The following is a 13,993-nucleotide window of genomic DNA, read 5'->3' as shown; positions in this document are numbered from 1 at the left end:
ACCGAGCATGATGCCTTCGCCCGTGGCCTCCCGGGACAGCTCGGCGCTGTCGGGCAGGTCGGGATGGCGGGCCCACAGGTAGATGCCGGCCTCAGGCTCGTGGAACAGCTCGAAGCCCAGGCCTTCGAGCCTGCGGCCCACTGTGCGGTGGGCCTCGGCCAGGCGCTCGCGCAGTGATTTGAGGTGCTTGCGCCAGCGGCCCTCGGTCACCACGCCGAGGGTGATGCGCTCGGTGATGTCCGATGAGGTCAGGCCCGAGACCATCTTGAGCTGCACCAGCCCGTCCACCAGGTCGCGCCGCGCTGCGAGGTAGCCGGTGCGCAGGTTGGGCGAGATGGTCTTGGAAAAGCTGCCCAGGTAGACCACGCGGTCGAGCTGGTCCAGGCTCGCCAGCGAGGGACGCGTGCCGGCCTCCATGTCGGCGTAGATGTCGTTTTCCACCAGCATGAAGCCGTGCTGCTCGGCCAGCTGCAGCAGGCGGTGCAGTTGCGCCATGGAAGCCACCGAGCAGGTGGGGCTTTGCAAGCGCGGCTGCGTGAAAAAGGCCGTGGGCCGGTGCCCGGCCAGCAATGCCTCCAGCGCACCGAGGTCATAGCCCGCCGCCGTGCGCGGCACGCCCACCACATGGGCACCGGCAAAGCGCAGGATGAAATGCAGGTTGGGGTAGCCCGGGTCGTCCACCAGCACCACATCGCCGGGCTTGACCAGGCGGCGGACCACCAGGTCCAGCGCCTGGCTGGAGCCTTGGGTGAGCATGACGCGGTCGGCATCCACGGTGATGTCGCGCTCGGCCATGGCCTCGGCCACCACGGTGCGCAGGTCCAGCAGCCCGTGCGGCAGGCCATAGCCATCGAGCTCCGTGCCTTCGGATGACGAGAGCTGGCGCATGCTGCGGCGCACCGCATCGCCGAACAGCCAGTCGTTGGGCAGCCAGCCGCAGCCGGGCTTCATGGGCAGGTTGCGGTTCTCGAAAATCTGCTTGAGGTACCAGTGCGCGTCGAAGGTGGGCGCGGGCCGCTCGGGCGCGGCGATGCCGGGGGCTGCAGCTTCGCGCCGCTTCACGAAGAAGCCGGCGTTGGCGCGCGACACCAGACAGCCCTGGGCCACCAGCCGGTCGTAGGCCTCCACCACGGTGAACACGCTCACGCCGTGCGTGGCGGCAAAGCTGCGGATCGAGGGGAGCTTGCTGCCGGGCTTGAGGGCCTGGCTGGCGATGAGGCCCCGCAGGCCTTCGACGATCTGGCTGACCAGGGGGGTCGCCAGGTCGGGGCTGAGAGTGAGCATCACGTGGGCAATGGGACGCGCCGCGGGCGCCCCGCAGGTGGGTGGGATAGCGTGTACTGGATTCTAGACCTGCACAGTGCATCTGCAAGCGCAGGCCGGTGTACATGGACGGTGTGCAGCGCGGCTTCCAGAATGGCGCCATTCTTCCTCACCCCCCTTTTATTCCACACCATGCAGAACGACCGCCACTTCACCAACGCTGCCCTCCTCGCCCGCCGCCACGCCGCCATCGCCCGCGGCGTGGGCCAGACGCACGAGATCTTCGTGCAGCGCGCCCGCAATGCCGAACTGTGGGACGTGGAGGGCCGCCGCTTCATCGACTTCGCGGGCGGCATTGCCGTGCTCAACACCGGCCACCTGCATGCCGGCGTGATCGAAGCCGTGAAGGCCCAGCTCGACCTGTACACCCACACCTGCTTCCAGGTGGTGGCCTACGAGCCCTATGTGGAGGTGGCCGAGCGCCTGAACAGCATGGCACCGGGCGCCTTCGCCAAGAAGACGCTGCTGCTGACCACCGGCGCCGAAGCGGTGGAGAACGCCGTGAAGATCGCCCGCGCCCACACCGGCCGCCCGGGGGTGATCGCCTTCACCGGCGGCTACCATGGGCGCACGAACATGACGCTGGGCCTCACCGGCAAGGTCGCGCCGTACAAGATCGGCTTCGGCCCCTTTCCGGGCGAGGTCTACCATGCGCTGTTCCCCAACGCGCTGCACGGCATCAGCGTGGAGCAGGCGCTGCATTCGGTGGAACTGGTCTTCAAGAACGACATCGAGCCCCAGCGCGTGGCGGCCTTCATCGTCGAGCCCGTGCAGGGCGAAGGCGGCTTCTACATCGCGCCGCCCGAATTCATCAGCGGCCTCAAGGCGCTGGCCGACCGCTATGGCATCTTGCTGATCGCCGACGAGGTGCAGACCGGCGCCGGCCGCACCGGCACCTGGTTCGCCTGCGAGCAGTGGCCCGTGGCGCCCGACCTGATCACCACCGCCAAGTCGCTGGCCGGCGGCTTTCCGCTGGCCGGTGTGGTGGGCCGTGCCGAGGTGATGGACGCCCCCGCCCCCGGTGGCCTGGGCGGCACCTATGCCGGCAGCCCCGTGGCCTGCGCCGCGGCCCTGGCCGTGATGGAGGCCTTCGAGAAGGAACAACTGCTGGCGCGCAGCCAGGACGTGGGTGCCCTGCTGGTGCGCGGCCTCAAGGACCTGGCCGCCAAGGTGCCCGCCATCGGCGACGTGCGCGGCCTGGGCGCAATGGTGGCCATCGAGCTGTTCGAGGGCGGCGATCTGCAGCGACCCGATGCGGCGCTGACCAAGGCAGTCGTCGCCGAGGCCGCGCGCCGCGGACTGATCCTGCTGTTCTGCGGCACCAACGGCAACGTAGTGCGCATCCTGGTGCCGCTCACGGCGTCCGACGAATTGCTCCAGGAAGGCCTGGCCATCCTGGCCGACAGCTTCGCCGCTGTCGCGTGACCGTAAGTAAGCCTTCGATACCGATGACGCTGTCAGGGAGGTGACTGCGCGGTTCACAGCGCAGCCACCCCGCGTGTATATTCATTTCGCCTTGGGCGGTGCCCAGCCGGGCCCGTGCTGTTCCTGCGCCACCGCTCCTTCATCGCCTTCCAACGAGACAACACACCATGGACATGAAGACCTCCCCCCTCTCCCTGCTCAACGACCCCAGCCTGCTCAAGACCGATGGCCTCATCAACGGCCAGTGGGTGGCAGGCAGCAGCCGTTTCGACGTGAACGACCCGGCCACGGGCCTGAAGCTGGCCGACGTGGCCAACCTGGGCCCGCAGGATGCCGAGGCCGCCATCGCCGCCGCCAACGCCGCCTGGCCCGCCTGGCGCAGCAAGACCGCCAAGGAGCGCAGCACCATCCTGCGAAAGTGGTACGACCTGCTCATGGCGAACCAGGACGACCTGGGCCGACTGATGACCGCCGAGCAGGGCAAGCCCCTGCCCGAGGCCAAGGGCGAGGTGGCCTATGGCGCAAGCTTCGTGGAGTGGTTTGCCGAAGAGGCCAAGCGCATCAACGGCGAGACCCTGCCCCAGTTCGACAACAACCGCCGCCTGCTGGTGCTGCGCCAGTCCATCGGCGTGTGCGCGGCCATCACGCCGTGGAACTTTCCGCTGGCCATGATCACGCGCAAGGTGGCACCGGCCCTAGCGGCGGGCTGTCCGGTGGTCATCAAGCCGGCCGAGCTGACGCCGCTGACCGCGCTGGCGGCCGCCGAGCTGGCCATCCGCGCGGGCATCCCCGCCGGGGTGTTCAACATCCTGCCGGCTGACAGCGAGAACTCGATCGCCATCGGCAAGGTGCTGTGCGCGAGCGACGTGGTGCGCCACATCAGCTTCACGGGCAGCACCGAGGTGGGCCGCATCCTGATGGCGCAGTCGGCCCCCACGGTCAAGAAGATGTCGCTGGAGCTGGGCGGCAATGCGCCCTTCCTGGTGTTCGACGACGCCGACATCGACTCCGCCGTGGAAGGCGCGTTCGCCAGCAAGTACCGCAACGCCGGCCAGACCTGCGTGTGCACCAACCGCTTCTACGTGCAGGAAGGCGTGTACGACGAGTTCGTCGCCAAGTTCGCGGCCAAGGTGAAGACGGCCAAGGTGGGCAACGGCTTCGAGGACGGCGTGAACCAGGGCCCCCTGATCGAGGAAGCGGCGCTGGCGAAGGTGCAGCGCCATGTGGACGACGCCCTGGCCAAGGGCGGCACCGTGGTGGCCGGCGGCAAGCGCCTGGCAGGCCAGTTCTTCGAGCCCACGGTGATCGCCAACGCCCGCGCCGACATGCTGTGCGCACGCGAGGAGACCTTCGGTCCCTTCGCCCCGGTCTTCAAGTTCAAGACCGAGCAGGAGGCCATCGACGCGGCCAATGCCACCGAGTTCGGCCTGGCCAGCTACTTCTACACGCGGGACGTGGGCCGCATCTTCCGCGTGAGCGAGGCGCTCGAATATGGCATGGTGGGCGCGAACGTGGGCATCCTGGCCACGGAGCATGTGCCGTTTGGCGGCGTCAAGCAGTCGGGCCTCGGCCGCGAGGGCTCGCACCACGGCAGCGACGACTATGTGGAGATCAAGTACCTCTGCATAGGTGATGTTCAGAAATGAGCCACTGATCGCATCGGAAGCAGTGCAAAATCCCGGCGACCAGCCGACATGCACGAGCAGCCCCCACGGGGGCTGCTTTGCTTTTCATCCATCAGAGGCGCGCATTCCGAGCGTGCCCACCGGCTGCGCTTACAGACTTACAGAGGGAACCAACCAACATGAAGGCCTTGATCCTTGCGCTGCTGAGTGCAGCGACTTCCGCCGCCCATGCGCAAACGCTGGAAGTCTTCGAATCCCACGGCACCATGCACTACGCCATGGTGCCCGCCAACAAGGCCGACGATACCCAGTACATGGAAAGCGTAGCCTACAAGTTCTGCCAGGACGAGAACAAGGGCAGTTGCCGCGTGATGATCTGGTCCGACAGCCTGGACAAGCCCACGGGTAACCCCTTCCATTCCCGGTATGACGAGAACAGGCTCGCCGAGTACCTGCGCGGCTATGGCGGTGCAGACGGTATGCGCTTCAACTGCAAGCTGGTGAAGGCCGCCAGCCGCTGCTACCAGCGCTGAGATCAGGGCCTGTTGACACTAATTTCGGGGATCGCGTTGCCCGGCCTGTGGGCCGGACGCATGGCGCCCGTGCGCAGAATGGTTTGAACCTTGCAAGCGCGGGCAACGCCGCAGACGGCCCCCAGGCCGGGCAACCCGAAGGGAAGGCCCTAGCGCGCCAGTTCACCCCTGCCCTGGCGCATCGCGCCGGTTCGTGAAGCTGGCATTGCCCAGCCCTGTGCCCACGGTGAGGATGGCCCAGCGGTCCACATCGTTGGTGAAGGGCATCTCCGAGAGGCCCTGGACCACCGCATCGTTGTGCAGGCACACCTGGGTGCGGCCATCGCCGATGTGCGGCAGCCGCTCGCACAGGTCGCGCGGCAGATGGAAGCGCGTGCTCTCCCAGTTGCCCGGCAGGTTCTGCGTGCCCCCGGCGAGCGAGCCGTCCTCCACGATCAGCCCCGGGCAGGCCACGCCGATGTAGGGCGCCAGGCGGATCTCCTTCTTCTCCGCATAGGCGATCAGGTCCTCCAGGATGGTGGCGATGCCCTCGACCAGTTCGTCGCGCTTGGGTTCGTCGTCGGCATGGGCCCATTTTTCACGGCGTACCACCTCGGCCAGGGACATGTCGGGTGCCTTGTGCAAATGGGTCTGCACGATGCCGCAGCGCACGTTGGTGCCGCCGATGTCCACCGCCAGAATGGCGTCGTAGCTCTGCAGCAGTGCGGGGGGCGCCAGATGCACCCAGCCGATCAGGCCGCCCTCGTCCGCATGGTGGTGCAGGGTGCGCAGCTCCACGGGCACTTTTTCGGCCTTGAGGATCTTGCCAGCGCGCGCGATGGCCATGCCGCCGACTTCGCTTTGGTGAAAGCCCCCGCCGATGATGATGCGCTCCACACCCTTCCAGGTCTTGTGCTTGAGAAATCGCTGCACCACATGGGCCAGTTGCAGCGCATAGTCCTCGGACGCGGCCGCTATGGCCTGGGCCGCGATGCCGTCCTTCTCCAGCATGGCATCGAGTTCGCCCTTGCTGAGTTCACGCGTCGTCTTCTTGCCCATGGGGTCCTTGCCCGCCATGGTGGTGAAGAGCTTGCGCCAGGCGTCAAGCATGTGGCGGAAAGCGGTACGGCTGGCCACGTCGCCCACAAAACCATCGCCGTCTCGCAGCTCCAGGCTGTAGCCCTCGATCACGACCGAGGCCAGGCGCATGTCGCCGTGCGGGCCGACGATGCCCAGCTCGCGCTGGGCCTTGGCCTCTTTTTCCTCGCGCGCAGCACCGGGCTTGGCGGTGTCGGCCTTCTGCTTGGATTTCTTGGTGTCCTTTTCCTGGTCCTTGTCTTTCGATGCCATGCATTCCTCACGCGATGAAGGCCCGCACACGGGGCCATCGCTGCATGGTGCCGCAGCCTGCGGCCCAGCGGCGTCAGCCAACGCCTTGACATGGCCCCACGGGTATCAGGCTTTTGGCACCGGCATCGCCTTGATGCGCAGCCCCGCCCACACGGCAAGGAACAAGGCCGCCGCGAACACCCAGCCCGACAGCGCACCCGCCATGCCGCCCGACAGCAGCGTGCCGATGGTGCAGCCCAGCCCGGTCATTGCGCCCCAGCCCAGCAGCACGCCGCCTGAGAGCCCGCGAACGGCATCGCGCCAGGTGGGCCAGCGCGGGGCGAACTGGCGGCTGGCCAGTGCGGCGATGAAGGCGCCCGCCACCAGCCCGGCCAGCAGCAGTGCATTGGGCGTGAGCCAGGTGGACTGCGGCGCCGTGGCGCAGCCGGCAAAACCGTCGAGCCCATCGAGCCGCTCGGGGATCCAGCCCAGCCCCTGCGCCCACTGGCGCGCCGCGCTGCCCAGTGTGGCCGTCACGCCCAGCGGGCGCATGCGCACGATGGCCAACGCGCCGATGAGCCCGACGGCCAGGCCGCCCACCCAGTAACTCCAGCGGCCGGCCCACAAGCGCTGCCACACGGCGCCCAGACCGGGTACGCGGATCGCTGGAGCCCCCTCCCTGGCGGCCTCGCGCGCAAACCCGCGCCACAGCCAGGCCGCCACAACGGCCAGCACTGCCAGTTGCGCCAGCAAGGCCCCGCCATAGCCCAGGTGCGCGGGCAGCCAGACCACGGGCGCCTCGGCCACGCTCAGGCTGTACAGGCTGTTCCAGGTCTTGAACCCCAGGATGAAGCCCAGCGCCGATCCCAGCAAGGCGAACGGCGAAACGGCCGAGCCCTCGGCCAGCCGGTACCAGTGCGCGCTGATGCACGAGCCTGAAACCACCATGCCCGCACCGAAGGACAGACCCGCCGCCACCAGCACCCAGCTCACCGGGCCGATGTGCATGTCCGGCGGCAGCTTGCCAGGCTGCGGCACCGGCAGCCAACCGCCCAGCACCACCGTGTAGCCAACGAGACCCACGGCCAGCGCCAGCACGATGGCCAGCAGGCCGCGCGGGTTGCCGTCCTCGAACCAGTCGCGGGCATGGCAATAGAAGCAAAAGCGCGAGCGCTGCAGCACCAGGCCCAGCACGGCGCCCGTCACCAGGGCAAAGACCAGCGTGCGGCCGCCGGTCAGGCCTTCGATCCAGCGGGTGGACAGGCACAGCACAGCCAGCAGGAGCGCGGCTGCAGCGGGAGACAGGTACCGTCGGAATGGATGGTGGTGATTGCTGCTTGTCGTGGCCATGGCATCGGAACGAAAAAAAGCCCGCACGAAGCGGGCTATGAAGAGACCCCCTACCAAAAAAACCTGTGCGCCTTATTTGGCGGCCCAGACCGTGCCGGCCGGGTTGTTGATGGGCACGCCCACGGCATTGCCGTACTCGGTCCACGAGCCGTCGTAGTTCTTCACGCTGTAGCCCAGGATCTTGGACAGCGCGAACCAGGTGTGGCTGGAACGCTCGCCGATGCGGCAGTAGGTGATGACCGGCTTGCTGCCGTCGATGCCGACGCTGGCGTAGAGCTTCTTCAAATCGTCAGCCGACTTGAAGGTGCCGTCTTCCTTGACCGCTTGGCCCCAGGGCACATTCGCAGCACCCGGGATATGGCCGGCGCGGATGCTCAGCTCGGGCACGCCGGCCGGCGCAAAGATCTTGCCGCTGTACTCGTCGGCCGAGCGGATGTCCACCAGCTTGGCATTGCTCTTGCCCTCGGCCGCAGCCAGGGTGTCGGTGAGGCGGGCACGCAGCTGCGTGTTGACCTGCGTGACCTTGTAGCTGGTGGCCGCGAATTCGGGCACGCGGTTGTTCAGCGGCTGGTTCTCGGCCTCCCACTTCTTGCGGCCGCCGTCGAGCAGCTTGACGTTCTTCACGCCATAGATGTCGAACACCCAGGCGCCCCAGGCAGCAAACCAGTTGTTGGTGTCGCCATAGAGCACCACCGTGGTGTCCTGACCGATGCCGGCCTTGGACAGCAAGGCCTCGAAGGCCTCCTTGCCGACGATGTCGCGGCGCACCTTGTCGTTCAGGTCCTGGTGCCAGGAGAAGTTCACGGCGCCCGGCACGTGGCTGCGTTCGTACAGGCCCGGGTTCACGCTGACCTCGACGATGCGCACCTGCGTGTTGTCCAGGTTCTGCGCCAGCCATTCGGTGCTGACCAGCGGGCCAGCCGGGATGGGCGTGGCGGCCCAGGCCAGCGATGCGCCCAGCGCCATGCCGGCGCCCAGCACCCATGCACTCAGGCGGCGGCCCAGGGGCTGTGCGGGGTGGATCGTCGTCGTGTGCTGTGGCTGGCTCATGCGGGTCATCCTTTCTTTCGGGTGGCCGGTGCTGCAACCATTGCGGCAACCGATGAATGGAATTTAGGGGAGCCCGGCCGCCAGTGGAACAAAGCAAAACGCGCTTGGATATGCGAAAAAGGCGCGAGCATGACCGGATGGACCGAATGGGATCTCCGCAGACACCGGGGCTGCCCTGGACCTGGGCCGCATGTAGTAGCCGGCTAACACCCGCCCCACGCCCCGCAGCCCAACAATGGCTTTCCCTGACCTTTGAGGAGACCAACATGGCGGCGAAAAAGATACTCTTGCTCTGCGGCGACTACTGCGAGGACTACGAGACCATGGTGCCCTTCCAGGCGCTGCTGGCCGTGGGCCACACGGTGCATGCGGTGTGCCCGGACAAGAAGGCCGGCGACCACATCAAGACGGCAATCCACGACTTCGAGGGCGCGCAGACCTACAGCGAAAAGCCGGGCCACAACTTCACGCTCAACGCCACGTTTGCCGGCCTGGACGTGGCCAGCTACGACGCCCTGGTGATCCCCGGAGGCCGCGGCCCCGAGTACCTGCGCACCTACCCGGCGGTGGTCTCGGCAGTGAAGCATTTCTTCGACACCAACAAGCCGGTGGCTGCCGTATGCCATGGCGCCCAGTTGCTGGCCGGTGCCGGCGTGCTCCAGGGCCGCACCTGCTCGGCCTACCCGGCCTGCCGGGCGGAAGTGGAGATCGCGGGCGGCACCTACGCCGAGATTGCCATCGATGCCGCCGTGACCGAGGGCAACCTGGTGTCGGCACCGGCATGGCCGGCGCACCCGGCCTGGATCGCTCAATTCCTGGCGCTGCTGGGCACGCGCATCAGCTTGTAAACCGATTTGACGCGGTCAGGGCAGCCCCCGATGATGGAGGCCGTTCTGAAAGGCCCACGCCATGTGCCAGGTATTCATCAGTGCCGACCCCACCCTGTACGAGAGCCGCGCACGTTCGGTGCGGCTGCACGGGGTGGCCACCAGCATCCGGCTCGAAAACCTGTTCTGGCAGGCGCTTGGCGAGATCGCCCGGCGCGACGGCATGGGCGTGCCCCAGCTGTGCACCAAACTCTACGACGAGCTGGTGGCGGAGCGCGGGGAGGTGGAGAACTTCGCCTCCTTCCTGCGCGTGTGCTGCGGCCGCTACATGGCCCTGCAGCTGTCGGGCGGCATACCGCAGGATGCGTCGATTCCCATCCGCAGCCTCAATGCGCAGCAGGTGCTTGCGACCGAAGGGCGGCGTACGGTGCTGGCACAGGCGGCGTAACGCGACCCTGCGCTGCCCCTATAATCCGGCGCACGCGGGTGTAGTTCAATGGTAGAACGGCAGCTTCCCAAGCTTCATACGAGGGTTCGATTCCCTTCACCCGCTCCAGATGCCAAAAAGCCGGCCCCGCAGGATTGCAGGGCCGGCTTTTTTGTGTGCGCAGCGCCGATCAACGATGGTGGTGCTGCCGCGCTCTCACACCCGCACCATGAATGCGTTGAAGGAAGCGGGCTCCACCGCCAGCACCGGCTCCTTGGCCACCGGGGTCTGCGGCACCACGCCTGACTGCTCGTCGCGCAGGCGCGCCTTCCACGCCACGGCGGCTTCCAGCAGGTTGCCCACCACGCGCTCGAACAGGGCCGCGTCAGACTGGGCCACCACCAGCGGGTACTGCAGCACGATGCGCTCGTTGCCTTCATCCAGCGCAAAGGTCGCGCCCTGGGTCTCCAGGGCAAAGAGGTTGCGCGCCAGCAACTGGCGAAAGATGGCCGCCTGCTCCATGCCCTGCGACAGCTGCAGCACCGGCACATAGAGGTGCAGCACCGGGCTTTGCTCGGGCAGTTCCATCAGCAATTCGATGTCATCGCCGTAGCGCAGCGCTACGCCGCCCTGCCCATCCAGGCCCAGGCCGTCGAGGCCGGCCTTGGCGGCCAGTGCGGCCAGCCATTGGTTCACCACGGTCGTTTCGTTCAGGGTCATCTCGCTTCTTTCCTTCGTCCAATCAATCAGGTGTAGCCAAACTCGGCGGGGTTGGTCATCAGGTTCCAGGATGCCCAGGTCGATGCCTCCGGCTTGGCGTTGGCGCCGAGCAGGCTTCCGTCCTCGTGCGAAAACCACGGCTCCACACCGCCCGAAATCGGATTGAACACCATGCCCAGTTCCACACGGCCGCCCCGCACCTCCCAGTTGGTGTCTGCCATCACGATGCCGGGCACGGCCGGTTTCAGGCTCTTGACCATGGCGACTTCGATGGCCGCGGCGCGGGTCTCGGGGGTCTTGAGCTTGTCTCCGAAGGCCTCGGGATTGTGGGTTTCGAGTTGGTCCTTGACCCAGGTATGCAACTGGGCCGGTGTCTTGCCGCTGGCCAATGCGCCCAGGATGGTCGCACGGCTGGGATGGGTGTCCGGCACTTTCAGCGCCGTCAGCACGGCCTCGACCACCGGTCGCTGCTCGGCCGCCGACAGGGGTGTGCTGGCCTGGACCTGCCCCGGGGTCACGAGCTTGTCCGTTACCCAGGCCGCCGTGTCGGGCGATGCCAGTGCGCCGGCCAGGGACGGATGGCCTGGACGGGCCAGGAACGCGTGCCCGGTGGTGCGCACAGGAACGCCCACATCGCGGCCCTGCCCGTCCAGGGGCAATGCATCTTTCATGCCCTTGAAGGTGTCGAGCACCTTGGTCACGAAATCCACACCCTGGGCATGAACGGGAGTCACGCCCTTTTCACCGGAGCTGCCATAGAGCGACACCTCCTTGGGGGCACCGGAACCCAGGTACTTGCCGGTGACATGGGTCTTGCCGCCCGATGCGGGCTCCCAGGGCTTGGGGTTGGAGTCGCTGGGAAGGGGAGAATTGAAGCGCGCCCTGTCCACCATCACGGCCGTGAAGGCCTCGGTTTCGGCATGGGCGCCCACCTTGTCGCTGAACTGGGTCAGCCACTGCTGCACTGCGGCGGGTTGGCCGCGCGCCACGCTGGCGGCCACTTCGCGCCCCACGTCGCGCATGACACTGGCAGCCAGCGCCTTGTAGGCCTGCGGGGTGTCGATGGGGCGCCAGGTCAGGGGGTCGGCCTGGCCCGCCGTGTCATGCAGCACAAAGCCTCCCCGGTCCGAGCTGCCATCCGCCGCGATCTCGCCGGAGCCCATGGCGGCAGCGTCGTACTGCACCGCCAGGCGTTCCGTCATGACCTCCTCGAAGCGGCTCTGCATCTGGGTCTGGAATTTGTGCAGGAAGACGACCTCATCGCTGGGTGGCCAGTTCTTCGGAGTGGGGTTGTCTTCGCTGGGCGCCCGGGTCGCGGGGTTGGGATTGAACTTGGCCCGGTCGTCTTCGGTCACGAGCGAGCGGTCGATCGCCGGCATGCCCAGATCAGGACGCACCGTGAAGACCTCGCCAGTTTTGTCCAGGTGCCCCCGCTTGCCCCTTTCGATGGTCACCGTATTCGATGAGAAAAGGGTATGGCGCGCAAAGGTGTCCATGCCCATTTCCGCCGTATCCGCACCGGAAGATCCAATCCGGCCGTTGAGACCTTTCAGGGCATCGGCCTTGACCCGGTCGCCTTCGCCCTTTTCGAGCACGGACGACACGGTGTACTCCCAGGCACGCAGCAGGCGGTTGTCCATCTGCCCCTGGAAGGCATCGGTCGCCCGGCCCATGGCCTGCGCAAGCCGATCCATGGCTTCCGTCTTGAAGCTGAACCCGATACCGCTCAGTGCTTTCTGCAGATCGCGCTGCACCCCGGCCATTTGCCGCTGCGCCTCGGCGGCGTCCGGGCCGCCGCGCTGCACCGCGATGGACAGCTCGCGCACCTGCCCTTCCAGGGTGCGGACACGCTCCACACCGGCCAGATGCTCGGCGCTCAGGCCCTCCTGCCGCATGGCGATCTGCTGCAGGATGGCCTGGGGTGTCAGCACCGCGTTCTTGCCCATGGCCTTCACGGCGCCGCTGACCGTGGACGCCATGGCATCCGGTGCAACGCCCAAGGCCGCCAGCCCGGCACGCATGCCCGGCGTTTCATGCAGCGCGGTGGGCGGGTCCACCGGCTTGCCCCCCGCCGTGGCCAGCAGGCCCTGGGCGTTGAACGTGATGGTCTGCTGCAGCTCCTTCGTGCTCACGCGCTGGCTGATTGCCACCTGCTCGTCGTGGCCATCGATGGTCTTGTCGAAATGTCCATCCTCGATCAGCGACTTGATCTCGGCGAGGAAGGTCTCCGGCATGGAGTCGTGCACCATGACGGCCGTTGCCGTGCCGAAGCACGAGCCCACGCTGCTCTGGCGCAGGTCCGACACCAGCGCGGACAGCGCGGCCTGCCGCGCGTGTGCGGCCGTTACGGTCTGGTCGGGTTTAAGGCCCAGGGTGGCCCGCAGAATGCGGTGTGCAGGGTTGTCTGCCGTGCGCGGCGCGCCGATGGACTGCAGTTGGGCGGCAAAGTCGCCGTCATCGCGCAGGCGGGTCAGCATCTTGACGGCCACGCGCGTGTGCTCGGTCTGCGGCGTGGGCGGTTGGCCCAACTGGGTGATCGCAGCATCCAGGCGCCCCGCGTTCAAGGATCCGTCCGGGTTGGTGACCAGCTTGGCCAGGTTGAGCGACAGGGCCGTCTTTCTGGCGGCACCTGCATCCTGAAGGCCGCTCGCGCCCTGGCGGGTACCGGCCTCGGCACTCGCGTCGATGCCGCCGCGCACGATACCTGCGTCCATGTCCGGCATGGGTTGGGAAGGATCGGCCAGGTGGGCGAGCACCTTCTCCGCCAGGCGGTCGGCCGCGGCGGGGTGGATGCCGACCAGGTCCTGCAGGCCCTGAAGCTGGGACGCCGTGACCGAACCCTTGTCCGCCGCAGCCATCAGTTGAACGACATGCGGGCTGGCACCGGCAAGTGCCATCAGGTGCTCGCGCTGGGCGGCATTGGGGGTGCGCGCCACCAGCGCCGCCGCCTCCGGCGTCATCTGGCCGGAGCCCACCTGCTTGGCCAGGCTCAGCGTGAGTCGCGTGCTCATGCCTTCCACGCCCGGCACGCCCGGCACGCCCGCATGCTGGAGGATGGACCGGGCCGCCTGGAACTCCTTTTCATGGCTGCTGGCAAAGCGCACCGTGGCGGGGTCCAGCTTCATCAGCCGGGTGAAGTCGGCCTTGGGCACATCGGTCATCACGTGCTTGTGGGAAGACGGCTGGAACACGCAGAGCTTGTCGGCCTTGCCCGCGCGCTCCAGCCCCTTGAAGGCCACCGCACCCTTGTCGAAACCCGTGCCGGCCACCTGGCCTTGCGTGGGCGCAATGAACTGCGGAGCTCTGTCCAGATGAATCGTCATACCTGCTGGGTCCCTCTTGAGAATGGTGCGAACGCGTGCGCGGCAGGCAGTGTAGCCACGGCCTTTTGCAAACACCAGACCT

Annotated in this window: 11 protein-coding genes and 1 tRNA gene; 6 read left to right on the top strand and 6 right to left on the bottom strand. The window is 67.3% G+C overall.

Features of this window, described 5'->3' with window-relative positions:
• Positions 1 to 1,284: PLP-dependent aminotransferase family protein (locus tag ACK59X_RS04495; RefSeq protein ID WP_409955527.1), on the bottom strand; the 1,284-nt coding region annotated here is incomplete at its 3' end.
• 171 nt (positions 1,285 to 1,455) lie between these two features.
• On the opposite strand from ACK59X_RS04495, the gene gabT reads away from it, so the two are divergent.
• The 3 genes from gabT to ACK59X_RS04480 all read left to right on the top strand — a co-directional run bounded on the left by gabT (position 1,456) and on the right by ACK59X_RS04480 (position 4,906).
• Positions 1,456 to 2,748 carry a 4-aminobutyrate--2-oxoglutarate transaminase gene (gene gabT, locus ACK59X_RS04490; RefSeq protein ID WP_409955525.1) on the top strand — a complete coding sequence of 431 codons (1,293 nt, stop codon included), beginning with the start codon at positions 1,456 to 1,458 and terminating at the stop codon, positions 2,746 to 2,748.
• 167 nt (positions 2,749 to 2,915) lie between these two features.
• A complete protein-coding gene (locus tag ACK59X_RS04485; RefSeq protein WP_409955523.1) occupies positions 2,916 to 4,394 on the top strand; it encodes an NAD-dependent succinate-semialdehyde dehydrogenase in 1,479 nt (492 codons plus the stop codon).
• Positions 4,395 to 4,552: 158 nt separating this feature from the next.
• Positions 4,553 to 4,906 (top strand): hypothetical protein, encoded by a 354-nt coding sequence (locus ACK59X_RS04480; RefSeq protein ID WP_409955521.1) that lies wholly within the window; start codon positions 4,553 to 4,555, stop codon positions 4,904 to 4,906.
• A gap of 162 nt (positions 4,907 to 5,068) precedes the next feature.
• Here the strand turns inward: ACK59X_RS04480 and ACK59X_RS04475 are convergent, their stop codons facing one another.
• From ACK59X_RS04475 to ACK59X_RS04465, 3 genes are all read right to left on the bottom strand, one after another.
• A complete protein-coding gene (locus ACK59X_RS04475; protein ID WP_409955519.1) occupies positions 5,069 to 6,235 on the bottom strand; it encodes an ROK family protein in 1,167 nt (388 codons plus the stop codon).
• Positions 6,236 to 6,340: 105 nt separating this feature from the next.
• Positions 6,341 to 7,564, bottom strand: a complete 1,224-nt coding sequence (locus ACK59X_RS04470) for a YeeE/YedE family protein (protein WP_409955517.1) — start codon at positions 7,562 to 7,564, stop codon at positions 6,341 to 6,343.
• Positions 7,565 to 7,636: 72 nt separating this feature from the next.
• Complete coding sequence (locus ACK59X_RS04465) at positions 7,637 to 8,530, bottom strand: sulfurtransferase (RefSeq protein ID WP_409955529.1); 894 nt, start codon at positions 8,528 to 8,530, stop codon at positions 7,637 to 7,639.
• A gap of 350 nt (positions 8,531 to 8,880) precedes the next feature.
• On the opposite strand from ACK59X_RS04465, the gene ACK59X_RS04460 reads away from it, so the two are divergent.
• From ACK59X_RS04460 to ACK59X_RS04450, 3 genes are all read left to right on the top strand, one after another.
• Positions 8,881 to 9,462: a DJ-1/PfpI family protein gene (locus tag ACK59X_RS04460; protein WP_409955515.1), complete on the top strand. Its 582-nt coding sequence runs from the start codon at positions 8,881 to 8,883 to the stop codon at positions 9,460 to 9,462.
• Positions 9,463 to 9,523: 61 nt separating this feature from the next.
• Positions 9,524 to 9,889 (top strand): ribbon-helix-helix domain-containing protein, encoded by a 366-nt coding sequence (locus tag ACK59X_RS04455; protein WP_409955514.1) that lies wholly within the window; start codon positions 9,524 to 9,526, stop codon positions 9,887 to 9,889.
• A gap of 34 nt (positions 9,890 to 9,923) precedes the next feature.
• Positions 9,924 to 9,997: transfer RNA gene (locus ACK59X_RS04450), tRNA-Gly, on the top strand.
• A gap of 87 nt (positions 9,998 to 10,084) precedes the next feature.
• Here the strand turns inward: ACK59X_RS04450 and ACK59X_RS04445 are convergent.
• Both ACK59X_RS04445 and ACK59X_RS04440 read right to left on the bottom strand, forming a co-directional pair.
• On the bottom strand, positions 10,085 to 10,588 hold the full coding sequence (locus tag ACK59X_RS04445) for a CesT family type III secretion system chaperone (RefSeq protein WP_409955511.1): 504 nt from the start codon (positions 10,586 to 10,588) through the stop codon (positions 10,085 to 10,087).
• 26 nt (positions 10,589 to 10,614) lie between these two features.
• A complete protein-coding gene (locus tag ACK59X_RS04440; RefSeq protein ID WP_409955510.1) occupies positions 10,615 to 13,911 on the bottom strand; it encodes a hypothetical protein in 3,297 nt (1,098 codons plus the stop codon).
• Positions 13,912 to 13,993 lie beyond the last annotated feature (82 nt).

Origin of the sequence: Acidovorax sp. (genome assembly GCF_046339755.1) — a bacterium.
Lineage (GTDB): Bacteria > Pseudomonadota > Gammaproteobacteria > Burkholderiales > Burkholderiaceae_C > Acidovorax.
This window is presented reverse-complemented; position numbering and strand designations above follow the sequence as displayed.

What these genes read in the sequence shown, in the direction of transcription:
- ACK59X_RS04460 (WP_409955515.1), top strand. Translation starts at nt 8,881, where the DNA reads ATGGCGGCGAAAAAGATACTCTTGCTCTGCGGCGACTACTGCGAGGAC.
- ACK59X_RS04455 (WP_409955514.1), top strand. Translation starts at nt 9,524, where the DNA reads ATGTGCCAGGTATTCATCAGTGCCGACCCCACCCTGTACGAGAGCCGC.
- ACK59X_RS04480 (WP_409955521.1), top strand. Translation starts at nt 4,553, where the DNA reads ATGAAGGCCTTGATCCTTGCGCTGCTGAGTGCAGCGACTTCCGCCGCC.
- gabT (WP_409955525.1), top strand. Translation starts at nt 1,456, where the DNA reads ATGCAGAACGACCGCCACTTCACCAACGCTGCCCTCCTCGCCCGCCGC.
- ACK59X_RS04445 (WP_409955511.1), bottom strand. Translation starts at nt 10,588, where the DNA reads ATGACCCTGAACGAAACGACCGTGGTGAACCAATGGCTGGCCGCACTG.
- ACK59X_RS04485 (WP_409955523.1), top strand. Translation starts at nt 2,916, where the DNA reads ATGGACATGAAGACCTCCCCCCTCTCCCTGCTCAACGACCCCAGCCTG.
- ACK59X_RS04470 (WP_409955517.1), bottom strand. Translation starts at nt 7,564, where the DNA reads ATGGCCACGACAAGCAGCAATCACCACCATCCATTCCGACGGTACCTG.
- ACK59X_RS04475 (WP_409955519.1), bottom strand. Translation starts at nt 6,235, where the DNA reads ATGGCATCGAAAGACAAGGACCAGGAAAAGGACACCAAGAAATCCAAG.
- ACK59X_RS04465 (WP_409955529.1), bottom strand. Translation starts at nt 8,530, where the DNA reads ATGGCGCTGGGCGCATCGCTGGCCTGGGCCGCCACGCCCATCCCGGCT.
- ACK59X_RS04440 (WP_409955510.1), bottom strand. Translation starts at nt 13,911, where the DNA reads ATGACGATTCATCTGGACAGAGCTCCGCAGTTCATTGCGCCCACGCAA.